This window comes from Rothia sp. HMSC065C12 (assembly GCF_001812085.1).
GTDB lineage: Bacteria > Actinomycetota > Actinomycetes > Actinomycetales > Micrococcaceae > Rothia > Rothia mucilaginosa.
The window spans coordinates 254,921-279,778 of record NZ_KV807670.1; the positions used below are offsets into that span (position 1 = coordinate 254,921).

Consider the following 24,858-nt stretch of genomic DNA (forward strand, 5'->3'; position numbering starts at 1 on the left):
TACGTTTAGGTGTCGGTGCGTACGCAGTCTCTCACCGTCGAAAGCCATCTACCCGTAAGGAGCCGTTATGAGTGAAGCTCGCAATTCCGCACCCGCCGGTGCGGTCAGCACAGCGAAGCCTTCGAACTGGAATGTGCCGAATGTGTTGACGGTTCTGCGTATTATTGCGGTTCCTTTCTTCATTGTTGCCCTGGTTGCGGGCGGTACTTTTGGTGCCGCTGATCCGACGCACCGCTGGCTGGCGTGGATTATTTTTATTCTTGCTATGCTCACGGACTGGGCGGATGGCTACCTGGCGCGCTCGCGTAACCTGATTACGAGCTTCGGTAAGATTGCTGACCCGATTGCCGATAAGTTCCTCACTGGCGCGGCGTTCATTGTGCTGTCGGCGCTGGGCGAGCTGTGGTGGTGGGTCACGATTGTGATTCTGCTGCGCGAGTGGGGCATTACGATCATGCGTCTGTTCGTCATTAAGTACGGTGTGATGGCCGCTAGTAAGGGCGGCAAGATTAAGACCGTTCTGCAGACGGTGGCGCTGGTGCTGATGCTTCTGCCGCTGGGCCAGCTGGGTCTTGGCTGGCTGATTCCTGGTTGGGTTCTGATGGGCGCGGTCACCGCGATTACCGTGTGGACCGGCCTGGTGTATGTGCGTGATGCGTATATTTTGCGTCGTAACTGGTTGCAGGCTCAGGCCTCCCAGGGCGGCGGTCATTAGAGGCGAGGGGAGTGGCGTGTGCTGCTCCCCTTCGCTGTACCTGCGGTGCGTTGTGTGCCGCGTGAGGTTTTGAGCGGCGGTTCGCCGCTGAAAGGAGAGAATAATGGTTCCCCTCGTACTTGAAGATGCTCTGTCCCTTGAGCTTTCCTCCGCTGAGGTTTTCTCCGGTACCCCGGAGGCGGCGGCGCTGTTGCTACGTGATGCGGTGCAGTTGCGCGCCGCCCAGGAGGGCCCGGTGCTGGTGGCTACAGCTGAGTCGCTGACCGGCGGGGATGTGGGCGGCGCGATTTGTACGGTGCCGGGCGCATCCGCGTATTACCGCGGCGGCGTGATTTCCTATGCCTACGAGGTGAAGGCTCAGGTGCTGGGCGTGGACGCTCAGCTGCTGGCGCGTGAGGGTGCGGTGCATCCTGCGGTGGCGGTGCAGATGGCGGTCGGTGCGGCGCGTGTGTGCGGTGCCGATTATGCGGTGTCTACCACGGGTGTTGCCGGTCCTGATCCTGCGGATGGCCAGCCGGTGGGTACGGTCTATATCGGCGTGTGTTCCCCTGGCGGTTCTGAGGTGTTTGAGCGCCACTATTCGGGAGATCGGGCGCAGATTCGTGCGGCGGCGAGCGCGGATGCGATTGCTTTGCTGGCGCGTGCGGTGCGCGGCGGCGCCGGTGGGGTTCTGAAGGACGAGCTGGCGTAGCGTGCTAGGGCTGGGCTGGGCTGGGCTGTGCGGTGCCTGGAACGGCTGTGTCGTCGTCGGTGCGGCGCCTACCTAAAAAAATTTACGGTTCAAATATATTCACAGGGTTCTTTCAGCTCCGCAGGAATAAAGGCATAGGTTCGCCTGTTTGAATAGATACAAGCCATAAGAAGAGGACGAAAATGGCGGGGCCCCTAGCTCACGCTCCAAAAATCAGTTAGGCTTAACTCTGTACAGTCCCGCAGGTCGGGAATACCTACTCAGGAAAGTGATATAGAAGCTCATGGCTAAGCAGCGCGTATCGATTAATGGCATTACTAAGTGGAAGGAAATCGAGGAGACCCCCCGACAGGTCGCCCCGGTCGTTGAGGAAGCTAAGGTTGTTCCCCTGCGACAGGCAATCGGTGAGGTTCTTCGCGATGTTCGCCAGCGTCAGGGCCGCACCCTGCGCGAGGTTTCCCAGCGTGCCCGTGTTTCCCTCGGTTACCTGAGCGAAGTTGAGCGCGGTCAGAAGGAAGCATCCTCCGAACTGCTGGCGTGGATTTGCCAGGCTCTGGACATTCCGATGTCCCAGATGCTGCGTGAGGTCGCCGACCGTATGGCGGTTCTCGAGGGCGTTCAGATTCCGGATACTGTTCCGGCTGAAATGTCTGAGCAGTACAAGAGCGATTACTACATTCTCTCGAAGTAACGAGAAGCGGCACATGCCGCGCTAAACGTGAAGCGATGCCGTGCATCCCCGTAAGGTGGGTGTGCGGCATCGCTTATTCTCGGGTTTATTCTGGGGGGGGGTACTCTCGGGCGAGATGTGGGCGATGTGACGAATTATGAAGCGAACTAGCGGTGAAGCGTAAGGAGTGCTTGTGAAGCTGAGCGAATTTTGGGCGTGCATGGAGTATGAGTTCGGTGCCGGGTATGCTCCGGTGCTGGCGCGTGATTTGGTGCTGGGCTCGTTGGGTCATGTGACCGCTGCGGAGGCGCTGGACCAGGGCGTTAACCCGAAGGATGTGTGGCTTGCGATCTGTGAGGAGCAGGAGATTCCGCAGGAGCGCCGCCTGGGACCCGATAAGGAGCCGTTGCGCTAGTCGGTAAGTCTGGCGCTTTCTCGCGTAGGGGCGGGGCCTGCCGTTTGTTCGAGTGCTAGCGCCTGCGCGGGAGGTATTTTCGAATAATTAGCCGATAATCCGGGGTTTTTCGAAAATATATGCCGAAACCCTATCCGATTTATTCGAAACAGGGTCGTAATTTTGTTCGACTCGTGCTAGACTTTTCCACATCAGGAATTTTTCGGAAAATCTTCAAAGTTTTCCACAGATTTTAAAAAATGGCCTTATCCTGTCAGGCTGTGACCCTAGAGTAGTCTCAGAAGGAACCGGTAGGCCAAAACCTTCAAGGTCTCGATCACGAGTCCCACCGATTCCGAAGAAACATTACTCCCGTCAACCACTGACAACACAAAGAACGAGGTACTACCGTGGCTAAGAACACCAAGTCTCAGAGCGTAGCTCGCGTTCCCGAAGAGGGTCGCGCCAAGGCACTTGAAGCCGTGATGGCACAGATCGACAAGAACTACGGCAAGGGTGCAGTCATGCGCCTGGGCGATAAGGAAATCACCAAGACCGAGGTTATCTCCACCGGCGCTATCGCTCTGGATGCCGCTCTGGGTATTGGCGGTCTGCCCCGCGGCCGCGTCATCGAGATTTACGGCCCCGAGTCCTCCGGTAAGACCACCGTTGCACTGCACGCTGTAGCGAACGTCCAGAAGGCAGGCGGCGTGGCAGCGTTTATCGACGCCGAGCACGCACTGGACCCGATCTACGCGGCTAAGCTGGGCGTGGACATCGACCAGCTGCTGGTCTCTCAGCCCGACACCGGTGAGCAGGCGCTGGAAATCATGGACATGCTGGTTGGTTCCGGCGCCGTTGATATCGTGGTCGTCGACTCCGTTGCCGCACTGGTACCCCGCGCCGAAATTGAAGGCGACATGGGTGACTCCCACGTGGGTCTGCAGGCTCGCCTCATGAGCCAGGCTCTGCGTAAGATTACCGGCCGCCTCTCCGCAACCGGCACCACCGCAATCTTCATCAACCAGCTGCGTGAGAAGATTGGTGTCTTCTTCGGCTCTCCCGAAACCACCACCGGTGGTAAGGCGCTGAAGTTCTACGCTTCGGTTCGTATCGACATCCGCCGCATTGAGACCCTCAAGGACGGCGCTAACCCGATCGGTAACCGCACCCGCGCCAAGATCGTGAAGAACAAGATGGCTCCGCCCTTCAAGCAGGCTGAGTTCGACATCCTCTACGGTGAGGGCATCTCCGTTGAGGGCGGCATCCTGGACCTGGCGGTGGAGAACGACATCGTCAAGAAGTCCGGCGCATGGTTCACCTACGACGGTGAGCAGCTGGGCCAGGGCCGCGAGAACGTTCGTAAGCTGCTCAAGGACAACCCCGAGCTCACCGAAGAACTGCAGTACAAGGTTCTGGTGAAGCTGGGCATCATTGAGGAAGAAGCTGACGAGCAGGCAGCTGCTGAGTCCGAGGGTAACGACCCGCTGGACGAGCTGGCTGAGGAGTTCTAAACCGGCTCGCGTAGCTTCTTGCTAACGCCACGACTGATTGCCGTGTGCTGTGCATTCCGCACGGTGCACGGCAATCTGTCGTTAACGGAAGAAACACGTTAACGGGTGCGCATTAAGGGGAGTATCAGGGGGCGCCGGGACAACGCCTCGTTACAATGGGGGAGCGCTGTATAGCCGGGCGCACGGGTCATCAAGCGAGCGCCAACACAGGGGAGAGGAGGAACTGAACATGACGGAGCAGTGCATGATGGAACAGCGCATGACGGAACAGAACGGTCATGAAGAGCGTGAGCAAAACAGCGCGCGTGACGGCGACGCCGGTTTTGCGGCGCTGGAGGCGACCGAACCGCACTTCGGTTCCTCAGCGCTTGGTAACTTTGTTTCCTTTGAGCCTGTTGCCCCGCCGGTTGAGGTAGACGGCTTCGAGGCCCTCAATTTTGAGGCACCCGCGCCCCTGGCTGAGCCCACCCTCAGCTGGGAGGTGCCTGCCGCTGTTGCACCTCCTTCTGTTGAAGAGCCCCCGTATGAGGATGAGCCCCCATACCCTGATGAACCCCCATACCCTGATGAGCCTCCCTATGAGGGCGAACCTCCCTACGAGGATGAACCTCCGTATCTGGCAGAGCCTTTGTACCCTGAAACAGAGTACGCAGGGGAATATTATGCAGGGGAATATTGGGTACCCTCGGACGAAGCGGCACCCGCAGAAGCGATAGCGGAGCAGCGTGGGGGCCAAGAAACCGCACCCCAGAAACCCAAGCCGAAAGCGCGGCAGGCTGAAAAGCTCGCACATAAGAAGAAGCCAGCGCCTAAGAAGAAGTCAGCGGCCACAGAAAACGCACCCAAAAAGTGGGTGCGGAACAGGGCCGCGGATTCGGTATCCGCTGAGGAGTTCCCGGACTGGCACCCCGCCGCGCACGGCTTTGTTGAAGAAAGCATCGCCCGCGATAACGGCGGCGACTACGCCGGGGAGTTCCGCGTACCCGAGCTGCCCCTGCAGGCTGTGCCCGCCAACTTTGAAGATGGCAGTTCTGAGGAAGGCGGCGAATCGCCGCGCCGCAGCCTGCTCGTTGACCCGAACCTGCCCGCCGTCTCCATTGACGAAGCGCCCATTCGTGCCTTCACCCCCGGCGGTGCCGAGCCGCGCCCTATGGCGGCTGGCCGTATGAGTCGAGCGGGTGCCGCCTCCATCGGATCGGGGCTCACTGCCGAAGAGAAGGAAGAGATCGAGAGGCAAGCCGCTCAGCGGGCTAAGCAGAAGAAACGCAAGTCTTCGCGTGCCTCCAAGAACACCGACTACAAGCGTGGGTTCCGCCGCATGAGTGCGGCGCAGCAAGAGAAAATGCGGAGCCGTTCGCCCTACGCGCCCGCCTTCGGGGCTCGAAGTGACGACGAGGAAACCCGCAAGAGTCCTGCGGGCCGCGGCTCGGGGAGCAACCTATTTAGGGAGGGAAGTAGCTTGAACGAAGAACTCACCCCCGCCGAAGAAGCACTCATTCGCGGTATTGCCGAGGAGGAGGCGCAGGGCGACGGTACCGGAAAGCGCCGTGCCGCTTCGGCTGGATCCCCAAAGGGCGGTTCTCCGACACGCGGTTTTCAGAAGGGAAGCGCTTCCTCACAGGCGGAAGGCGCTGTGACCTCCTGGAAGCAGAAGGTACGTGCCGCCCGAGCCGCGGAAGAAACAGACCCCTACACGCGCGCTAAAACCATCGTGTACAACCAGCTGGCGTACTCGGCAAAAACCCGAGGTCAGCTGCGTAAGAAGCTCCAGGCAGAAGGATTCGACGCGGAGCTCATTGAGCCGCTGCTCGATAAGTTCGAGGCTGCAAAACTCATTGACGATGCCGAATACGCCCAAAGCTTTGTGGCGCAGAAGAGCCGCACCAAGAAGCTCTCCCGCGCCGCGCTACGCCGTGAGCTCGCTGAACGCGGGGTGCGTGGTGAAGAGGCGGAGAGCGCGCTGGCTCAGCGCACCGACGAGCAGGAACGTGAGGACGCCGCCGAGCTGGTGCGTAAGAAGCTGCGCCCCGGCATGGATTTGAGTGACCGCGCTGAAAAGGATAGGGTGACCCGCCGACTGCTGGGGATGCTGGCTCGCCGCGGGTACTCCTCCTCGGTGTCGATGTCGGTGATTCGTGAAGAACTTGCCGCCTACGGTGCGGAGGACGAGCTCTGGTAGAGGGTGAATAAAGACGGTCCGCACGCACGGATAGACCCATGCTGGGGTGACCGTAAAAATAGGCACAATAAAGGGTGAGCCCGCTACAGACATACTCTGTGGCGGGCTCACCCTTATGTTTTTGATCTTTATAAAAAGCCTTGTCGGAGGCTATATCCGCTGTTTACTCTGCTGCTTATTCAGCGGCTCCCAGACGGTTCGCGAACTCGGCGAGGGTTGCATCCTGAGAACCGGCAATCTCAAGCAGCAGGCGCATCAGTTGCGCACCTTCACGGCGAATACGAGGCAACAGATCGGAACGCGCCGAAGAAGAGTACAGCTCCAGCAGGGCACACACGGTTACCGCCGTGCACACCGCCAAATCCTCCGCCAGGTGCTCATCCAGCGGGGCGTCCTCAAAGAGGGCAGAGTACAGCGCAGGCAGCGCCTTCTTGCGCTCCACCCGGTAGCGCGGGTACTCCGGCGAGGAGGGGAAGCCCAGCATCGCCTCAACGAAGGGGAAGCCGCGGTGGTGCAGGCAGGTACCCTCCGCATCGACCATGCGCACCTGCGCGCCGTCCGCCGAACCGATCAGCACGTTCTGTGGCGAAAAATCACCCGAAGAGAGCATATATACCCTGCCGCGGTTGAGCTTGAACTGCTCAGGTACCGGCGGGCGCTTGGTAAAGAAAGGCTGCAGAACGCGGCGGAAACGGAAAGATAGCTCCTCAACGGCGGCGGGAAGAACGGGCGCGTCCTCATGCGCGGCAGAGCTGGAAGCCGGGCTGTCAGCATCGTGCTCGGGGGTGCGCGCCTCGTCAGCCACACCGTACAGCTTCTTCAAACCGCGCTCGGCCAAACCCGGCGAGGCAATAGCGCCCGGGAACTGTGCCTTGCGGTCGGCACGCGCCAGGTTCAGGCGGTAATCCTCCACCGCCTCACCCATAATGCCGCTGGCGGCAAGGGAACGGTACGCCTCAATGTAGTAGTTCAGCGCGTCCAGCGCCTGCTGTTCGGTGCCCTCCAGTAGGGCGTGGGCGACCGAATACTGCTCGCCCTCAACGGTTCCGGCGCTCACATCTTCCAGCGCCAGCACGCGCAGCTCAGCGTCCGCGCCATAGAGCTGCGGGAACAGACCCGGAACCTGCCGGTTCAGCGCCTCCAAACCGTAGCGCTCACGCAGGTACCCGAAACCGCCGGCGTTCACCGTCGAATCCTTACGGCGGTAACGCTTCACAATAATCGAGGTCGGCAAAGACTGTGTAGACTCGAAAGACTGCGCAGACTCGGCGGCAGGCTCATACGCTACACGCACCACAACGGAACGCATGCCGGTGCCCAGAATCTGCACACGCTCCACCGCGCGGCCAGCCACCTGCTCCAAAGAATACGCCCAGCTGAGCAGCTGCATCAGGGTCTGACGCATCGAGGCAGAATCAGCGCTCGCCTGAGGCGGCACGGGGGAGTAGGCGGCAATCGCCTCCTCAATGAGGGTGTTCAGAAGCTCCCCGTCAGGGGTGGGGGCGGAAGAATCGTTCGGTGACAGAGCCGGAAAGTTGCTACTAAGGGAAACCTGCATAGAGCCATTATCCCCCATCGGATACCCTATAGGGCATGACTTCGACCCTCAGCGATTCCGCCCAGACCCCCGAAACCAGCCCCCGCACCTACGAAGTGCGCACTTTCGGCTGCCAGATGAACGTGCACGACTCCGAACGAATGTCCGGCCTGCTGGAGGCTAACGGCTACGTTCGCGCTGAGGAAGGCACCCAGCCCGACCTGGTGGTTTTCAACACCTGCGCGGTCCGCGAAAACGCTTCCAACCGCCTGTACGGCAACCTCGGTCAGCTGGCGCCGGTCAAGCGCGCCCACAAGGGCATGCAGATCGCTGTGGGCGGCTGCCTGGCGCAGAAGGACCAGGACGCCATCATTGAGAAGGCGCCCTGGGTGGACGTCGTGTTCGGCACCCACAACATTGGTGCCCTCCCCACCCTGCTGGAGCGTGCCCGCCACAACCACGAGGCGCAGGCAGAACTGCTTGAATCCCTCGAAGTTTTCCCCTCCACCCTGCCCACTAAGCGCGACCACGTGTACTCCGGCTGGGTGTCCATCTCGGTTGGCTGTAACAACACCTGCACCTTCTGCATCGTGCCGTCTCTGCGCGGTAAGGAGAAGGACCGCCGCCCCGGCGACATTCTCGCTGAGGTTCAGGCGCTGGTCGATGATGGCGCTATTGAGGTGACCCTGCTCGGCCAGAACGTGAACTCCTACGGTGTGGAGTTCGGCGACCGCCAGGCGTTCTCCAAGCTGCTGCGTGCCTGCGGTGAGATTGAGGGCCTGGAGCGTGTACGCTTCACCTCCCCGCACCCGGCAATGTTCACCGACGACGTGATTGACGCGATGGCGGAGACCCCGAACGTCATGCCCGTGCTGCACATGCCGCTGCAGTCCGGCTCCGACAAGGTGCTCAAGGACATGCGCCGCTCCTACCGTTCCAAAAAGTTCCTGAACATTCTGGACAAGGTGCGCGAGCGCATCCCGAACGCCGTGATTACCACCGATATCATTGTGGGCTTCCCCGGCGAGACTGAAGAGGACTTCCAGGACACCCTGAAGGTTGTGGAGCAGGCTCGTTTCTCCTCCGCGTTCACCTTCCAGTACTCGATTCGCCCCGGCACCCCGGCGGCGACCATGGAGAACCAGATCCCGAAGGAGGTCGTGCAGGAACGCTACGAGCGTCTGATTGCCCTGCAGGACCGCATCGCCGGTGAAGAGAACCGCAAGCAGCTCGGTAAGACCGTTGAGCTGATGGTCGTTGCGGAGGCAGGTCGTAAGGCTGACCAGACTCACCGCCTCTCCGGTCGTGGCCCGGACCAGCGCCTCGTGCACTTCTCTGTGCCCGAGGGTTGCGAGACTCCCCGCCCCGGCGACATGGTCACCGTGCCGATTACCGAGGCTGGTTCCTTCCACCTGATTTCTGACCCGACCGCCGAGCAGTATCAGCTGCGCCGCACCCGTGCCGGTGACGCGTGGGACCGCTCCCAGGCTGACTCTTGCGGTACCGGCACCACCCAGGTGCCCGGTGCGCCGGTGGGTCTGGGCATGCCGACCATCGGTCTGCGCCCCTAAAACCTATATCGAATCATGCGCCCTGTTCTTCGGGCTCTTGCCGCCACCGCAAGTGGGGGTGGGGGAACCGGTAGAATGGGGCGCATGACTATCTCCGAAACTCTGCCCGTTATCGCTATTGTGGGCCCGACCGGCACCGGTAAGAGCGCGCTCGCCATTGAGCTGGCTCTGCGTCTGAACGGTGAGTGCATTAACGCTGATTCTATGCAGTTCTACCGGGGCATGGATATCGGCACCGCAAAAATCACGGCGGAGGAGATGCGCGGTGTTCCGCACCACCTGCTGGACATCATGGACGTGCGGGACGAGGCCTCCGTAGCGGAGTTTCAGGAGCGCAGCCGCGAGCTGATCGAGCGGATTCGCGCCCGCGGCCGCTACCCGATTCTGGTGGGTGGTTCCGGTCTGTATGTGCGTGCCGCCCTGGATAAGTTGGAGTTTCCCGGCACGGATGCGCGGGTGCGTGAGCGCCTGGAGGAGCAAGCGCGTACCGAGGGTATTGGTGTTCTGCACGCCCGCTTGGCGGAGGTCGACCCGGAGTCGGCGGCGCGCGTGAAGGATGAGCGCCGCATTATTCGAGCCCTGGAGGTGTTCGAGGTGACGGGCCGCCCGTTCTCGGCGTTCATGCCGGTGCGCGAGTACGTGACGGAGAGTATTCAGATTGGTCTGGATATGGATCGTGCCCTGCTGCACGAGCGTCTGCACCGCCGTGTGGAGCTGATGCACGAGCAGGGTCTGCTCGATGAGATTCGTACCCTGAACGAGCAGGGACTGCAGGAGGGTAAGACTGCCTCCCGCGCGATTGGTTACGCGCAGTTCGCTCGCGCCCTTGAGGATGCAGACTACAGCGTGGAGCAGGCGATTGAGGATACGACCATTGCGACCCGCCAGTTTGCGCGCCGCCAGCTGACCTGGTTCCGTGCGGACCCGCGCGTGCAGTGGCTAGATGCGCTCTCACCCACCCTTGCAGATGAGGCGTTGGCTACAATTTTGCAAAAATAAGCAAATGGACGTACTAAAGCTGGGAAATTGAGGTTACTCTAGGGACATATTGAACTCAACTATAGAGGAAATATGTCACTCACATCACATACGAAAAATTCTGCCACTCTGTCCGCGGCAGAATCCACTCGGCGTTCCCTCTACGATGCCATTCTGGGCGGAACGAATTCACTGAACTTTCTTCGCCTCTCATTGGCCTCGTTAGTTATCGTGGCCCATGCTGCCCCTCTTGTCGGTTTTAACGCTGGAATTCTCGGAATTCCTGTTCCCGAACATATCGGCACTTTGGGTGAATGGGCTGTGAACATGTTCTTTTGTATCTCAGGATTCCTGATTGCTCATAGCGCGCAACGGGGTACTATCTCCGGCTATGTTAAGCGTCGTGCCCTAAGAATTTTCCCCGGCTACTGGGTATCTATCCTGTTTGTTGTCTTCCTGTGTGCACCGATTGCTGTAGCCACCGGACACACGGCAGAGCCCTATTCACTGAAGGGCGCAGGCGGATACATAGCGCGCAATTTTGACCTTTTCAATCTGCAATACCCCCTTTTTGGCGGTCCCATTGGCATCCCTTTCACCCACGCATGGAATGGGTCAGCCTGGACCCTGGGTTTTGAATTCCTCGCCTACCTAGCACTTATCCCGATTTTCTACATTGGGTTTATTCGTAAGAACGCAAAATGGTTGGTTCCTGTCATCTATGCTGGGCTATTTTTCGGGCACCAGATTTTTGAACTGATGGGGCGTGAACCTAATCGTTTTGTAGAGCATATTCTTCGCCTGCATCCTTACTTTTTCGCAGGTGTCATTCTCTACATGTGGGGTAAGCGTATTCGCTATAACGCTACTGTGGCTATTGCGGTCACGATTCTAGGATTTGCTCTGCAATGGTTTGCACCTGGTATTGCCCAGTACATGCACCTGCCCGTGGCTTACGGAATCCTGGCTCTCAGCGCTGCGATTAAGACCGACCTGTGCCGACATAACGATATTTCTTACGGCGTGTACATCTATGCATTCCCGGTGCAGATTCTGTTGACAATTTTCGGTAGTGCATCGCTGGGCTGGGTTCTGAACGCCATCATCACTTTTGCTATCACCGTTGGTCTGGCGTGGCTGTCTTGGCTGTATGTTGAGAAACCTGCGTTGGCTTTGAAGGATCGCAAGCTTCTGCGCATTCGTCGCGATCGTCCCACAGACACCGTAGCGGCATCTTCATAAACCGGTAAAGTATCCCGCCTATTTCTGCGGCTTTCGGTAATCTTGACGAACTCATCAAGTGAACCGGGAGCCGCAGAAGTATTTCCGAGGAAGAATGCCTGGTTCACCATCTGGCGCGGTAAAATCATAAACGGACAGGTCACCAACCTTAAGGACAGCATATGAGCGAGAACCCTTCCACCTGGGGCGAGCTGGCAGGCCTGACCCTCACCAAGGGTCACGGCACCGGTAACGACTTCATCTTTCTGACGGACGAGAACGCAGAAATTGCTCTCACCCCCGAGCTGGTAGCCCGCGCCTGCGACCGACACTTCGGCATTGGTGCGGACGGCTTCATTCGTGCTGCCCGCAGCACCGCCTCCCGCGCGGGCCAGAAGCTGCTCGAGGAGCACCCGGACGCTGTCTGGTTTATGGACTACCGCAACGGTGACGGCTCTATCGCTGAAATGTGCGGCAACGGTGTGCGCGCGTTCGTGGAGTACCTGCGCACTGAGGGCCTGATTGAGCTTGAGGTGGGCGAGACCGTCAAGATCGGTACCCGTGCCGGCGTGAAGACTGTGGCGCGCACCGAAGAGGGTTACGCGATTGATATGGGTCCGTGGAGCTTCATTCACGGTGAGGCTGCCCGCGAGGGTGGCGAGGACTGCCTGGTGTCTGCTCGCGGTCTGAAGACTCCGCGTGCTGGCCTGTCCATTTCGATGGGTAACCCGCACACCGTGGTGATGCTCGGCTCCGACGGTAAGCTGGACGGCCTGGACCTGCACAGCCTGCCTCAGGTGAACCCCGCCCCGGTCAACGGCACGAACGTTGAGTTTGTGGTGCCGGTCGACCTGGACGTTGAGAGCGGCGCGCATGTGGGCGCTATCCGTATGCGTGTGCACGAACGCGGCGTGGGCGAGACTCTGTCGTGCGGTACCGGCGCGTGTGCGGCGGCTGCGGCGACCCGTTTCTGGGGCGGCGAGGAAGCACCGGATGAGTGGCTGGTGCATGTGCCCGGCGGTACCCTCGCGGTGACTTTCGTGCTGGGTCCGGACGACCTGGAGCATGTTGTTCTGGCTGGTCCGGCGCAGATGGTTTCGACCGTCGTGCTGCGATAGTCTGCTGCGGTAGCGAGCAGTCCTAGACCAGAGATTTTATAGACAAAAGCGGCGGGTGTTTTCTGACAACACATTCAGAAAACACCCGCCGCTTTTATGTTTTAAGCAGTTAGCGCTAGAGGTTTTAGTCCTCGTAGCGGTGCACCTGCAGAATACGGAAACCCTTCGAGGTCGCATAGCGCGACACTTCAAATTCGCCGGGGTGCAGCTCCTCAAGCTGCGCGTCCATCCACTTCTGCAAAGAATCGGAGCCCAGGTTCTTCTGAACCACCAAGTAGGCGTTACCACCGGGCGCCAGGCGAGGCAGCCAGGTCAGCAGGATCTCGTGCAGAACCTCCTTGCCCACGCGAATCGGCGGGTTCGACCAGATGGTGTCAAAACGCAGTTCGGGGTCAACCGATTCGGGGGTTCCCACGGTGACGTTGGACAGGCCGAGAGCGGCGGCGTTGCGTTCGGTCAGGCTAATGGAGCGGGAGTTCACATCCACCGCGTGCACCTGCGCCTGCGGGGCGAGCATCGCCAAAGTCAGGGTGATGGGTCCCCACCCACAGCCGATGTCGAGCATGCGTTCGCCCTGCGGGTCGGGTGCTTCCTGCAGCAAAATAGCGGTGCCCTTATCAATGCCGGAGGGGCTGAAAATGCCGTTAGCTGTGGTGACGGTGACCTTGCGGCCGGCAAGCTCCACCTGCACGGGGCGGGGCTTGAACTCGGTCTCGGGGGTTTCAGAGAAATAATGCTGCTCGCTCATGCTATCCAGTGTACCGGTAGGGCAAGAACCCGCCGCACACGGGCAGAGAATGCACGGGGCAGGTCAGCAGCTTGCACGCCCTGAGCGCACAGGCGACCGAACCCCCTACCCGATGCGGGCAACGGCGGTAGAATTAGAGTCGTATGAATTCTAAGAACACCCCCGTATCTGATACCGAAAAGCTGCCCAGCGATGAGCAGCTACGCCGCACCGTAGACCGCGTTCTGGGCCGCTCCCAGGCGGCCGCCTCTGTCACGACGTATGACGCCGCCGGTACCGCGCATCACAGCGATAATTCTTCCAGCACCCACGGCAACAATAGCCGCCGTGTGCTGGATACTCGTGCGCGCGAAATTTCTGACGTTCAGCGCGAGCACTCCGAATATGACGGTGACCAGGAAGATCTCGCTGAGCGCCGCGCACTGCGCCGTATCGCGAACCTCTCCACCGAACTTGAAGACGTCACCGAGGTCGAGTACCGCCAGCTGCGCCTGGAGCGCGTGGTGCTGGCTGGCCTGTGGACTGAAGGCACCGTAGAGGACGCAGAGAACTCCCTGCGTGAGCTCGCGGCACTGGCTGAAACCGCAGGTTCCGAGGTTCTGGACGGCCTGGTTCAGCGCCGCCTCAAGCCGGACCCCGGCACCTTCCTCGGCTCCGGTAAGGCGCTGGAACTCAAGGACATTGTCGAGGCGACCGGCGCCGACACCGTCATTGTCGACTCCGAACTGGCTCCCTCGCAGCGTCGTGCCCTCGAAGATATCGTGAAGGTCAAGGTCATTGACCGCACCGCCCTGATTCTCGACATTTTCGCTCAGCACGCTAAGTCCCGCGAGGGTAAGGCGCAGGTTGAGCTGGCTCAGCTGGAGTACATGCTGCCGCGTCTGCGTGGTTGGGGTGCCTCCCTGTCCCGTCAGGCGGGTGGCCGCGCCGCAGCCGGTGAGGGTATCGGTTCGCGTGGTCCCGGTGAAACCAAGATTGAGATGGACCGCCGCCGCCTGCGCGCTCGCATGGCGAAGCTTAAGCGTGAGATTGCTGCGATGGCGCCGGCGCGTGAGACGAAGCGTCTGAACCGTCGCCGTAACCGCGTGCCTTCGGTGGCTATCGCCGGGTACACGAACGCGGGTAAGTCCTCCCTGCTGAACCGCCTGACCGACGCCGGCGTGCTCGTGGAGAACGCGCTGTTTGCGACCCTGGACCCGACCGTCCGTAAGGCTCAGACTCCGGACGGTATCGGCTACACCCTCTCTGACACGGTGGGTTTCGTGCGTTCGCTGCCGACCCAGCTGGTGGAGGCGTTCCGCTCCACCCTGGAAGAGGTCGCTGACGCTGACGTTATCCTGCACGTGGTGGATGCTTCGCACCCGGACCCGGAGGGGCAGATTCGTGCTGTCCGCGAGGTCATCGCGGAGGTCGACGCCCGCCATATCCCCGAGATCATTGTGCTGAATAAGGCGGATGCCGCCGACCCGTTCGTGCTGGAGCGTATGCGCCAGCGCGAGCCGGAGCACGTGATTGTTTCGGCGCGTACCGGTGAGGGTATTGAGGAGCTGAAGCAGAAGATTGCGGACACCATTCCGCGCCCCTCCATTGAGGTGAAGCTGCTGATTCCGTACTCGCACGGTGAGATTATTTCGCGCCTGCACGAGTGGGACGCCGAAATTAAGAGCACCGATTTCGTATCGGACGGCACCTTCGTGGTGGCGCTGGTTCGTGAGGATGTCGCCTCCGAACTGTCCGAGTATGTGCTGGAGGGCGACCTGCTGGAGGTTCTGGAAGAGGAACTTGCGGAGGCACACGCCCTGGCTGAAGCGACCGCATCTGTTTCCGAGCAGCCCTCTACCTCTGAGGCTCTCTAAGGGCGGATGAGCGTGACCGAGAGCATCAACGCGCCTAAAAACGCCCCGGGAACTGCACCCGAACCGGCAACCGACGGCACCCGATTTACCGGGCAGGAGCTTGAGACCCTGCCCGGTGCGAAGGACGCCCTGACCCTGCTGGATGAGGCGGTTGCCGCCACTGGCGGTCAGAATCGTGCCGGTCAGCGCACCATGGCGGCGCATGTGGCGCAGGCTCTTGAACTGCAGCGTCACCTGCTGGTCCAGGCGGGTACCGGTACCGGTAAGTCCCTGGGCTACCTGGTTCCTGCCCTGGCGCGGGTGGGGGAGTCGGACCAGCCGATTGTGGTTGCGACGGCGACCCTTGCCCTGCAGGCGCAGATCGTGAACCGCGATATTCCGCGTCTTCTACAAGCGCTGGAGCCGCGCCCTGAATCGCAGGCGCAGGTGGCTCTGCTCAAGGGCCGCAATAACTACCTCTGCCTGCACAAGCTGGAGGGCGGCTACCCGGAAGACGAGCCGGATGCTCTCTTTGACATGCCTTCTTCGACCTCCCGCGTGGGTGAGGAAGTGGTGCGCCTGCGCGAGTGGGCCGACCGCACGGAGACCGGCGACCGTGACGAGCTGAAGCCCGGCGTCTCTGACCGCGCATGGGCTCAGGTATCGGTGAGCGCCGCCGAGTGTCTGGGCCGCCGCTGCCCGCTGGTGGAAGAGTGCTTTAGCGAGATGGCGCGTAGCCGTGCCGCTGAAGCTGATATCGTCATCACGAACCACGCCCTGCTGGCGATTAACGCTTTCGAGGGCATGAAGGTTCTGCCCGAACATGAGACGGTCATTATTGATGAGGCTCATGAGCTGGTGGACCGCGTGACCGGTGCCGTGTCTGGTTCTTTGACGGTTGCGATGGTTCGCCGTGCGGCGCGTAGCGTAAAGAAGCATTCGAAGGCTGATTCCGGCGCACTGGAAATGGCTGCCGGCACCTTGGAGACCGCGTTCGAGGGTCTTGCCGAAGGCCTGCTGAAGGGCCTGGACGGTCGCCTTTTGACTGCTATTTCTGCGGTCAATGATGCCGCCCGCACCGCCCTGTCCGATACCAAACCGGACGGTCAGGACGTTGACGCCGGCCTGCAGATGGCGCGCTCGCGTGTCTCTGAGGTACACGATATGAGTAGCCGCATCCTGGAGGCTTCGGGCGAGCAGGACGTGCTGTGGATTTCTCGTCAGGGTGGTTGGGAGAACGGCCGCTATGTGGCTGCTTCCGATACCGACCCGGCGACCCTGAACATCGCCCCCTTGAGCGTCGGTTTGCAGCTACGTGACGGTCTGTTCGCTGACCGCACCGTGATTCTGACGAGTGCGACCCTGACAGTGGGTGACTCTTTTGACGTTGCCGCCGGTGCCCTGGGACTGCAGGGTGAGGGCGCGCCGCGCTGGACGAGCATCGACGTAGGTTCGCCTTTCGACTACCGCAAGCAGGGCATCATGTACGTCGCCGGGGATTTGAAACCTCCGGGATTCGGTGTGCATGAAGGTCAGCTGGAGCGTCTGCGTGAGCTGTGCGAGGCGTCGGAAGGCGGTGCCCTGGGCCTGTTCTCCTCGAAGCGTGCCGCCGAGCGTGCCGCCGAATACATGCGTGAGCACAGCGACCTGAACATTCTTCTGCAGGGCGAGTCTTCGCTCAAGGCTCTGGTGGAAGAGTTCAGCGAGGACGTCGATTCGTGCCTGTTCGGCACGATGAGCCTGTGGCAGGGCGTGGACGTTCCCGGTGACTCTTGCCGCCTGGTGGTGATGGACCGCATCCCGTTCCCCCGCCCGGATGACCCGATTGCGCAGGCTCGTACGGAGGCAGTGAACCGTCACCGCGGTAACGGCTTTATGGCGGTTTCTGCTCACCACGCGGCGATTCGTATGGCGCAGGGCGCCGGTCGCCTAATCCGTTCGGTGTCTGACCGCGGCGTGGTGGCTGTGCTGGATTCTCGTGTAGCAACCAAGCGTTACGGCGGTTTCTTGATGAAGGCTATGCCGCCGATGTGGTCGACCCAGAATAAGGCAGCCGTAATTGGCGCGCTGGCTCGTCTTTCGGCGAGTATTGAGCGTTAGCTCGGGTGGATTCCATTCCTGGCTGCACCGCACCTTCCGCTTTGGAAATATAGAAATCACCCTGGTGACACGTGAACATTCACGTGTCACCGGGGTGATTTTTATATAGAGCTAAAAGCCTAGCGGTTATGTCTCTAGAGACTGCATCTTTTAGAGACTACGCAGCACGGAGACGACCTTACCCATGACGGTTGCGCGGTCGCCCATAATCGGCTCGTAGTTGGAGTTGCGCGGCATGAGCCAGGTGTGGCCGTCGACCTGACGGAACACCTTCACGGTTGCTTCATCGTCGAGCAGAGCAGCAACGATATCGCCGTTGTCCGCGGTGTGCTGCTCGCGGACAACCACCCAGTCGCCGTCGCAGATTGCGGCGTCAATCATGGAATCGCCCTTGACCTTGAGCATGAACAGCTTGCCGTTACCGACCAACTGGCGGGGCAGGGCGAGCACATCCTCCACGGACTGCTCGGCAGTGATGGGACCGCCCGCTGCAATTCGTCCAACCAGGGGAACGGGTACGAGGTCCTCATCGCCAACTTCGAAGTTCGGCAGCTCGGGCAGGGACGAGGAGGAGCTACCGTGGATGCCGACGCCGTTCTCATCCAGCACCTCAATGGCGCGGGGGAGCTTGGGATCGCGGCGAATATAGCCCATAGTCTCGAGGCGACCAAGCTGGTGAGTGACCGAGGATAGGGACGCAAGACCCACCATGTCACCAATCTGGCGCATGGACGGCGGGTAACCCTTTTGTTCAATCTCGGTGCGGATCGCGTCAAGAATCTTCTGCTGGCGCGCGGTCAGCGCCGGACGGGGTGCTGTTGCCATTTCTTTTCCTTCGGTCTGTACTCCGACCTTGTATCCCGGTCGGGGCACGGATGGGTGCTTCACACGTTTTCTGATGGTGTCCTAAAAATTTTTTGGTTCTGCCGAAATGGGTCTTATCTCGTCAGGGGGTGGAGGAATTCTATCCGTGCCGAAGCGATACCGAAGCGATACACAGGCAACGAGTATGCGCCTCCGCCCTATAAAACTCAGCCAGCAGCACCTGCATTCGATACAGAACCAAGCTGTAACGGGTACAGAAACCTGCTGTGAGTAGGACTCATCAGGAGCGTGTGGAACGTCTCTTGACACCAGTGTAGAACACTGCACCGAAAAACTCAAACAAATATTCTAGATTTTTTCTTCGAAACTCGAAGAAATTTTTAGCACATCTCTGCTAGACTTTAGAACAAGAGTTCGTATATACTCTTGAATCTCTCCTGAAATTCGGGATTTGCGGGCGAATGTTCGAAAAATATTCGAAGATTCGACCCGGAGTCTTCCGGGAGACGAGAGCGAATGAGTGTTCGAATGTATTCGAATCCTCTGCCTCTCTCTTCGCATGATCTACCTCGGATGCTCTAGGAAGCATCTGGCGAAGAGAGAGCGCGGGGGATGGGGGGCTCAAAACTGGGGTACCCAAATCAACCCGGTGCATCCGAATGCTCTGACCTAACTACTAGGGACTAGCTACCCAATAGTTATCGCCTAACAATCACCACTCCATAGTTATCACTCAACTAGGACCTCCGAGCGGGTATCGCTCGGCATTGCTAGACCCGCGGGGCAACCCCGGGCGAGCTGAGAGAAAGGAACCACAATGACTACTGCAGCACCTATTGCTTCTCACGGCACTTCTGCACACCTTCCGGCAGGTTTGGTGGTACTTCACCCCGCCCGCACAGCGTCCGCCAGCACCGTGTCCGCCAGCACCGTGCAGGGGCGTTCTCGTGTGCCTGCGTCTTCGCAGTCTGTTCGCTCTTCTCGTGCGGCTCATGCACCCCGTCCCGCGCAGGAGGCTCAGCCCGCTCACGCTCCCGCCGTTTCTACCCCTGTTGTTTCTACTCAGGCATCTTCTGCGGCTCAGGCGCCTAGTGCGAAGAGTGTTCTTCTGGCTAAGGGCGGCGAGCTTCTGCGCTCGGTTCCCGGTTCTATTCGTCGTCTTGGCACTGTGCGCGGTTTTCTGAAGGGCCTGCCTCTGCTGACCTTGGCGGCACTGATTGTGCTCGGCGCTATTAGCTTCTTTGGCCCGGCGGCTTCTGCCTCCGTGGAGAACGCTTCGGTGACTCGAACCGTCATTGTGGTCAAGCACGGCGAGACCCTGTGGGATATTGCTCAGGCGGTGAATCCGCAAGGTGACACCCGTGATACTGTGGTTCGTATTATGGAGTTGAACTCGTTGACCAGCACCTCTGTTGATGCCGGTCAGCGTCTGGAAATCCCTCAGACTCAGCGCTAAGTACGGACCCGTGTGTGGTTGGCTTCTGCATGAGGTTGATGTCTTGACTCCGAATCCTTCATCTCTCAAGCTAGAGCGCTTGAGCCGAATTCTTGAGCCTATGAAATAGGAGCGCACCGATGCCTGTTCCCGTTGAACCCACACTCACCGAAATTGAATCTGCACAGGAAACTGAATCTGTACAGAATGCTCAGACTGCTCGTCCTGTGGTTGCTGTTTTGGGGGAACCCGGAACTCGTGGCGCCTTGGTGAAGCTTCTTCAGGATGCGGGGGCGGACGTGATCGTAACCGCTGTGCCCGATCAGCTGCGTGAGGCTGACGGCATGGTGGTTACCGGCGGTGCGAGCTCTCTTGAGGCGTACGAAGACCTGAAAGCTAAGGACGCTGAGCGTGTGATTGGCCGCCGCGTTGCCGGTGGTCGTCCGGTGCTGGTTGCCGGTGCGGCACTGAGCTGCCTCTTTGACTCTATTATGGTGGAGCATCCGCAGATGGGGCAGGTTCAGGTGCAGGGCATGGGGGAGTGGCCCGGCGAGGGCGTGGAGCTTTCTACCCGCGAGGTAACTCCCGGTGTTGCTACTTTGCGCCCGTCCGCCGATAGTACGCTGCTCAAGGATCTTGAGGGCGAGGCTCACTTCAAATCTGAGCACGGCGTTTTTGAGTGGGCTTTTGATCAGAGCATTGAATATATTGCCCCTCCGGCGGTGACTTGGACTGTCACCGAGCCCGCCTATATCGCGGCGGTTGAGAACGGTCCGCTGACGGCGGTGCAGTTCTGCCCGGTGGGCTCTGGCGAGCTGGGGGCGGAGTTTATGCGCCGCTGGGTTGCGTCCCTGGCGGTGACCGGTCGCCTGTCTTCTGAGTCTCTGTCTTCTGGAGACTCCGCTACTGCTGCGGGAGGTAACTAATGTCTGCACCCGTTCTTGAACTTCTGCCCGCTGTTGATATTTCTGAAGGCTACGCGGTGCGCCCGGTGGGTGGCACCCTGTCCGGTGGTGAGCAGCGCCTCGACCCTGTTGAGTCGGCTCTGACCTGGGTGAAGTCTGGTGCCCGCTGGATTCACCTGGTTGACCTTGATTTGGCATTTGGTCGCGGCACGAATACTGAGGTTCTGGCTGAGGTGGTTGCCGCCGTCCGTGCAGAGAATGCCCGCGGCTCCGCTCCGGTTCGTATTCAGGTCAGCGGCGGTGTGCGCAATGCTGAGAGTCTGGAGCGTGCCCTGAGTCTGAATCCGGACCGCGTGAACGTGACCAGTGCGGCGCTGACGGATTCTTCCTGGCTTGAAGGCACTCTGGCTCGTTACGCCGATTCTGATCTTCTGGCTCTTGGTCTCGATGCCCGCTATAACCCTGAGCGGGGCTGGGTGACGGTGGCTCGCGGTACCGACTGGTCGGGCCCTGATCTGGCGGAGGCGCTGGCGTGGCTGGAGGGCGCGGGCGTGCGCCGCTATATCGTCACGGATGTGAGCAAGGACGGTTCTCTGGCGGGTCCCGGTGCGGAGCTGCTGGATGAGGTGCTGGCGCAGACTGCCTGCCGGGTGGTGGCGTCCGGTGGTGTGGCGTCGCTGGCTGATCTTGAGAAGCTGCGTTCCATGGTGCCTCATGGTTTGGAGGGTGTGGTGCTTGGCAAGGCGCTGTATGTGGGTAACTTTAGTTTTGAGCAGGCTCTTGAGGCTGCTGGCTTCCGCTAAAGCTACCGTTCCCGCTAACCCGAACGGACTTTATATATGACGAAGCCCCGTCTTCCTCAGCGTGAGGGAGACGGGGCTTCGTGATGACATAAACCAGGGGCGGTTTAGTGGACCAGCTGGTTTAGCGTGCGTCCTGGTTTAGTACACGTGCTGGTTTAGTAGACCGGGCCGGTGAGCTTTTCGCCGGGGCCCTTGCCGGGCTCGTCCGGGAAGGGGGATGCTTCACGGAATGCGAGCTGCAGGGTGCGCAGGCCGTCGCGTAGGGGCGCTGCGTGCTGGGAGCCGATTTCGGGTGCTGCGGCGGTGACGAGGCCTGCCAGTGCGGTGATAAGCTTGCGTGCTTCGTCGAGGTCCTTGAGGTCGTCGGCGTTTTCGTCTGCTGCTAGGCCGCACTTGACGGCTGCAGCGCTCATCATGTGGATGGCTGCGGAGCTGATGATTTCGATGGCGGGTACGTCTGCGATGTCGCGCAGCTGTTCGTTGACGGCTTCGACCTGCTCTTCGGTGAGTTCGGTGTGGCCGTGTACGGGGGTTTCTTCTTCCGCGGTGAAGCGGAAGTTCGTGTTTTCAGTGCTCATAGTCTTAGAATCTCATATTTCGTTTGTTTCGGTAAATGCGTCCTTAAGAGTGGGCACTTCTAGGGACTTTCTGGAGGAGTCCCCGCAATTTTTATGGTGTTTTGCGTCTATTTCCTTGCGTCTGTCGGGGATTCTGCGGTATGGTTGTAGGCAGTTTGCAAGTGGAGCATGCCTCCCACCCGGTTGACCGCCGCAGGCGTTTGTTTGCGAGTTTTGAGGTGAACGGGTTCGTCCGCCGCTTTCGGCGTACGCTGGTTTGTGCCTCCGCTTGTGTAACTGCGGGGGCTTTTTTAGTGCCCGCAACGGATAGTATTCACGGGGAAACCCACAGAGCACAGGAGCTAGTCATTAGCGAACCACGCATTAACGATCGTATCCGCGTTCCCGAGGTCCGTCTTGTCGGTCCCGGTGGCGAGCAGGTAGGCGTTGTCCCTCTGAAGGACGCTCTGCGTCTGGCTGAGGACGCCGAACTCGACCTGGTCGAGGTTGCCCCGAACGCGAAGCCGCCCGTGTGCAAGCTCATGGATTACGGTAAGTACAAGTACGAAGCCGCAATCAAGGCTCGTGAATCCCGCAAGAAGCAGGCTAATGCCGTTCTGAAGGAGATCCGTTTCCGCCTGAAGATTGATACCCACGACTACGAAACCAAGGTTGGACACGCTCGTCGTTTCCTTTCCGGTGGTGACAAGGTCAAGGCAATGATTCAGTTCCGTGGTCGTGAGCAGCAGCGCCCCGAGATGGGTGTGCGTCTGCTGGAGCGTCTGGCGGCTGAGCTGGCTGAGGTGAGCACCGTTGAGTCTCGCCCCCGTCAGGATGGCCGCAACATGGTGATGGTTCTGGCTCCGCTTCGCGGTAAGGCAGAGGCTCGCCGTGAGCAGGGCGCCGGCGGTCGCAAGGGTCGCGAGCGTATTGACACGACCAAGGCGAAGCCCGTAACTAATTCTTTGGCAGACGCTATGCCTGCCGAGTTGAAGGCACAGGCTTCCGCCGAGTAGGGAACCGGGTCGTCACTTTAGGATGGGCACGCGCCTCCACCGTTGGGTGGGTGTTGCGGGTTCACCCGGTGCCGGTTCCGAGGCACCTCGTTGGGGGTGCCTCACCTTTGGTCCTTGGGGCTGATGCGTGTATCGCTCAACCCCACTAAGCTACCCCGCCGTTGTGGCGGGGGATGAATGTAAGGAGAACGGCAGCTATGCCGAAGCAGAAGACCCACTCTGGTGCTAAGAAGCGCTTCAAGCTCACCGGTAGCGGCAAGGTTAAGCGCCAGCAGGCGAACCGTCGCCACTACCTGGAGCACAAGTCCTCTCGTCTGACCCGTCGTCTGGCTTCTGACCAGATCGTTACCGGCGGCCAGGCAAAGGTTGTCAAGAAGATGCTGGGTAAGTAAGCAACGCTTACTCTCTGCACCTGGCGCACCGATAGTGGTGCGCACTGATTAAAGACTCGCTCCTGTTCAGCGTGATATGTGAGCTGTTCAGGACATAAGACGAAGGAGACACACGTGGCACGTGTGAAGCGCGCGGTTAACGCGCACAAGAAGCGCCGTACTATTCTCGATCGTGCATCCGGCTACCGCGGTCAGCGTTCTCGCCTGTACCGTAAGGCTAAGGAGCAGGTCACTCACTCGCTGGTTTACAGCTACGACCACCGTCGTAAGAAGAAGGGTGACTTCCGTCGCCTGTGGATTCAGCGTATCAACGCTGCTTCCCGCGCACAGGGCCTGACCTACAACCGCTTCATCCAGGGCCTGAAGGCTGCTGGTGTTGAGGTTGACCGCCGTATGCTGGCTGAGCTGGCTGTTAACGAGCCCGCTGCCTTCAACGCACTGGTTGAGATTGCTAAGAACAACCTGCCCGAGGACACCTCGGCTCCCAAGGCTTAATTAGCCTAGGTTGTGTTCTTACCTCGAAAATCTAGGTTCGGGGTAGGATGCTTAAGCGTCGTGAGCGGCCGTCTGCACTTTGAGTGTGGGCGGCCGCTTTCTGCGTATCTGGGGTTGTGCTTGTGGCTGTTCCGTGTTTTTGGGTGTGCCTTTGCCTGTACCCTTTAAGAGTGAACTTTTTTGAACGTATTAGTACCCCCGTTGTGATGTCCAATCCGCAGGCAGATCGTGTCCGCGATATTGCGAAGCTGCGTACCCGCGCTGCCCGCACGAAGAAGGGCCAGTTCCTGGTGGAAGGCCCGCAGGCTGTGCGTGAGGCGTTGAAGGCGCATCTGAAGAAGCCGATTCTGGATGCTGTCTACGTTACGGAGGCGGCTTTTGACCGTCATGAGGATATTGCTGAGCTGCTGGAGCAGGTGTATGGCACTCCCACCCCGGAGGAGGGCCGCCGCGTCTTTATGCGTGTGGTGACCGATGAAGTGCTGGAGGCGATGGCTGATTCGGTGAGCCCGCAGGGTATTATTGCGGTTTCCTTTATGGTGGATGCGTCGTTCTCGCTGCTGTGGGGTGAGGGCGCGTTGAACCCGAAGCTGATTGCTGTGCTGTCTCGTGTGCAGGATCCGGGTAATGCGGGCACTATTCTTCGTGTGGCTGATGCAGCCGGTGCTGACTTGGTGATTACGACTAAGGGCTCGGTGGATTTGTATAACCCGAAGACGGTGCGTTCTACTGCGGGTTCGCTGTTCCATGTGCCGATTATTCAGGGCGTGCAGCTGGAGGATTTCGCGGAGGATGTGAAGTCTCAGGGTACTGCTGTGCTGGCTGCTGACGGCTATGGTGCGGTGAATCTGCAGGAGCTGAGCGAGTACACTGCGGCTCGTCGTGCCGGTGTGGAGGCGAGTGCTCCTTCCGGTGTGAAGGGTAATTTTGATCTTTCTAAGCCGACGATGTGGCTTTTCGGGAATGAGGCGCAGGGCTTGAACGCTGAAGAGAAGGCTGCCGCTACGATGCGCGTGGCTGTTCCTGTCTATGGTTCGGCTGAGTCTTTGAATGTGGGTACGGCTGCTGCTGTGTGCCTGTATGCTTCGGCGATGGCTCAGCGCGGCGTGTCCCGCTAGTTTTTCTAGGTTGGGCGGTTCACGGCTGTTGTGCAGCGGCG

Annotated in this window: 23 protein-coding genes; 19 read left to right on the plus strand and 4 right to left on the minus strand. The window is 60.0% G+C overall.

Annotation, left to right across the window (positions count from 1 at the left end):
* Window positions 1-67: 67 nt before the first annotated feature.
* The 6 genes from pgsA (at window position 68) to HMPREF2836_RS01250 (ending at window position 6,163) form a co-directional block, all read left to right on the plus strand.
* Entirely contained in the window at window positions 68-715 is a 648-nt protein-coding gene (pgsA, locus tag HMPREF2836_RS01225) for a CDP-diacylglycerol--glycerol-3-phosphate 3-phosphatidyltransferase (RefSeq protein ID WP_049345100.1), read from the plus strand.
* 100 nt (window positions 716-815) lie between these two features.
* Entirely contained in the window at window positions 816-1,406 is a 591-nt protein-coding gene (locus HMPREF2836_RS01230; protein WP_070629130.1) for a CinA family protein, read from the plus strand.
* Between the two features lie 283 nt (window positions 1,407-1,689).
* Entirely contained in the window at window positions 1,690-2,097 is a 408-nt protein-coding gene (locus HMPREF2836_RS01235; RefSeq protein WP_005507109.1) for a helix-turn-helix domain-containing protein, read from the plus strand.
* Window positions 2,098-2,269: 172 nt separating this feature from the next.
* Entirely contained in the window at window positions 2,270-2,491 is a 222-nt protein-coding gene (locus tag HMPREF2836_RS01240) for a DUF3046 domain-containing protein (RefSeq protein ID WP_005507110.1), read from the plus strand.
* Window positions 2,492-2,880: 389 nt separating this feature from the next.
* On the plus strand, window positions 2,881-3,984 hold the full coding sequence (gene recA / locus HMPREF2836_RS01245; protein ID WP_005507111.1) for a recombinase RecA: 1,104 nt from the start codon (window positions 2,881-2,883) through the stop codon (window positions 3,982-3,984).
* 229 nt (window positions 3,985-4,213) lie between these two features.
* On the plus strand, window positions 4,214-6,163 hold the full coding sequence (locus HMPREF2836_RS01250) for a regulatory protein RecX (RefSeq protein ID WP_246822792.1): 1,950 nt from the start codon (window positions 4,214-4,216) through the stop codon (window positions 6,161-6,163).
* Window positions 6,164-6,338: 175 nt separating this feature from the next.
* Here HMPREF2836_RS01250 and HMPREF2836_RS01255 read toward each other — a convergent pair whose 3' ends face one another.
* Window positions 6,339-7,721 carry a hemin ABC transporter substrate-binding protein gene (locus HMPREF2836_RS01255; protein ID WP_070629132.1) on the minus strand — a complete coding sequence of 461 codons (1,383 nt, stop codon included), beginning with the start codon at window positions 7,719-7,721 and terminating at the stop codon, window positions 6,339-6,341.
* 35 nt (window positions 7,722-7,756) lie between these two features.
* On the opposite strand from HMPREF2836_RS01255, the gene miaB reads away from it, so the two are divergent.
* The 4 genes from miaB to dapF all read left to right on the plus strand — a co-directional run bounded on the left by miaB (window position 7,757) and on the right by dapF (window position 12,588).
* The gene (gene miaB / locus HMPREF2836_RS01260; RefSeq protein WP_005507114.1) at window positions 7,757-9,271 is read left to right on the plus strand and encodes a tRNA (N6-isopentenyl adenosine(37)-C2)-methylthiotransferase MiaB; all 1,515 of its coding nucleotides are present in this window, start codon (window positions 7,757-7,759) and stop codon (window positions 9,269-9,271) included.
* Window positions 9,272-9,355: 84 nt separating this feature from the next.
* Window positions 9,356-10,270 carry a tRNA (adenosine(37)-N6)-dimethylallyltransferase MiaA gene (miaA, locus tag HMPREF2836_RS01265; RefSeq protein ID WP_070629134.1) on the plus strand — a complete coding sequence of 305 codons (915 nt, stop codon included), beginning with the start codon at window positions 9,356-9,358 and terminating at the stop codon, window positions 10,268-10,270.
* 72 nt (window positions 10,271-10,342) lie between these two features.
* On the plus strand, window positions 10,343-11,491 hold the full coding sequence (locus tag HMPREF2836_RS09055; RefSeq protein ID WP_083309138.1) for an acyltransferase family protein: 1,149 nt from the start codon (window positions 10,343-10,345) through the stop codon (window positions 11,489-11,491).
* A 161-nt stretch (window positions 11,492-11,652) separates the two neighbouring features.
* Window positions 11,653-12,588: a diaminopimelate epimerase gene (dapF, locus tag HMPREF2836_RS01275; RefSeq protein ID WP_070629137.1), complete on the plus strand. Its 936-nt coding sequence runs from the start codon at window positions 11,653-11,655 to the stop codon at window positions 12,586-12,588.
* A gap of 124 nt (window positions 12,589-12,712) precedes the next feature.
* Here dapF and HMPREF2836_RS01280 read toward each other — a convergent pair whose 3' ends face one another.
* Complete coding sequence (locus tag HMPREF2836_RS01280) at window positions 12,713-13,336, minus strand: class I SAM-dependent methyltransferase (protein WP_070629139.1); 624 nt, start codon at window positions 13,334-13,336, stop codon at window positions 12,713-12,715.
* Between the two features lie 143 nt (window positions 13,337-13,479).
* On the opposite strand from HMPREF2836_RS01280, the gene hflX reads away from it, so the two are divergent.
* Together hflX and HMPREF2836_RS01290 are read left to right on the plus strand one after the other, a co-directional pair.
* On the plus strand, window positions 13,480-15,192 hold the full coding sequence (gene hflX / locus HMPREF2836_RS01285; protein WP_070614770.1) for a GTPase HflX: 1,713 nt from the start codon (window positions 13,480-13,482) through the stop codon (window positions 15,190-15,192).
* Between the two features lie 6 nt (window positions 15,193-15,198).
* Window positions 15,199-17,271, plus strand: coding sequence for an ATP-dependent DNA helicase (locus tag HMPREF2836_RS01290; protein ID WP_070614768.1), 2,073 nt, complete (start codon window positions 15,199-15,201; stop codon window positions 17,269-17,271).
* A 150-nt stretch (window positions 17,272-17,421) separates the two neighbouring features.
* On the opposite strand, the gene lexA is transcribed toward HMPREF2836_RS01290, so the two are convergent.
* Window positions 17,422-18,096, minus strand: coding sequence for a transcriptional repressor LexA (lexA, locus tag HMPREF2836_RS01295; protein WP_070614766.1), 675 nt, complete (start codon window positions 18,094-18,096; stop codon window positions 17,422-17,424).
* A gap of 817 nt (window positions 18,097-18,913) precedes the next feature.
* Between lexA and HMPREF2836_RS09060 the strand changes: the two genes are divergently transcribed.
* From HMPREF2836_RS09060 to HMPREF2836_RS01310, 3 genes are all read left to right on the plus strand, one after another.
* Window positions 18,914-19,552, plus strand: coding sequence for a LysM peptidoglycan-binding domain-containing protein (locus HMPREF2836_RS09060; RefSeq protein WP_083309139.1), 639 nt, complete (start codon window positions 18,914-18,916; stop codon window positions 19,550-19,552).
* 119 nt (window positions 19,553-19,671) lie between these two features.
* Window positions 19,672-20,457: a type 1 glutamine amidotransferase family protein gene (locus HMPREF2836_RS01305; RefSeq protein WP_083309140.1), complete on the plus strand. Its 786-nt coding sequence runs from the start codon at window positions 19,672-19,674 to the stop codon at window positions 20,455-20,457.
* Window positions 20,457-21,239, plus strand: a complete 783-nt coding sequence (locus HMPREF2836_RS01310; RefSeq protein ID WP_070614763.1) for a HisA/HisF-related TIM barrel protein — start codon at window positions 20,457-20,459, stop codon at window positions 21,237-21,239. The genes HMPREF2836_RS01305 and HMPREF2836_RS01310 overlap by 1 nt, the downstream gene beginning before the upstream one ends.
* 155 nt (window positions 21,240-21,394) lie before the next feature.
* Here the strand turns inward: HMPREF2836_RS01310 and HMPREF2836_RS01315 are convergent, their stop codons facing one another.
* Entirely contained in the window at window positions 21,395-21,817 is a 423-nt protein-coding gene (locus HMPREF2836_RS01315; protein WP_005507125.1) for a DUF1844 domain-containing protein, read from the minus strand.
* Between the two features lie 293 nt (window positions 21,818-22,110).
* Here HMPREF2836_RS01315 and infC point away from each other — a divergent pair, with 293 nt between their 5' ends.
* The 4 genes from infC to HMPREF2836_RS01335 all read left to right on the plus strand — a co-directional run bounded on the left by infC (window position 22,111) and on the right by HMPREF2836_RS01335 (window position 24,817).
* On the plus strand, window positions 22,111-22,812 hold the full coding sequence (gene infC, locus HMPREF2836_RS01320; RefSeq protein WP_005507875.1) for a translation initiation factor IF-3: 702 nt from the start codon (window positions 22,111-22,113) through the stop codon (window positions 22,810-22,812).
* Between the two features lie 197 nt (window positions 22,813-23,009).
* A complete protein-coding gene (rpmI, locus tag HMPREF2836_RS01325) occupies window positions 23,010-23,204 on the plus strand; it encodes a 50S ribosomal protein L35 (protein ID WP_004006287.1) in 195 nt (64 codons plus the stop codon).
* 114 nt (window positions 23,205-23,318) lie between these two features.
* On the plus strand, window positions 23,319-23,699 hold the full coding sequence (gene rplT / locus HMPREF2836_RS01330; protein ID WP_005507127.1) for a 50S ribosomal protein L20: 381 nt from the start codon (window positions 23,319-23,321) through the stop codon (window positions 23,697-23,699).
* Window positions 23,700-23,815: 116 nt separating this feature from the next.
* Window positions 23,816-24,817: a TrmH family RNA methyltransferase gene (locus HMPREF2836_RS01335; RefSeq protein ID WP_005507128.1), complete on the plus strand. Its 1,002-nt coding sequence runs from the start codon at window positions 23,816-23,818 to the stop codon at window positions 24,815-24,817.
* Window positions 24,818-24,858: the final 41 nt, after the last annotated feature.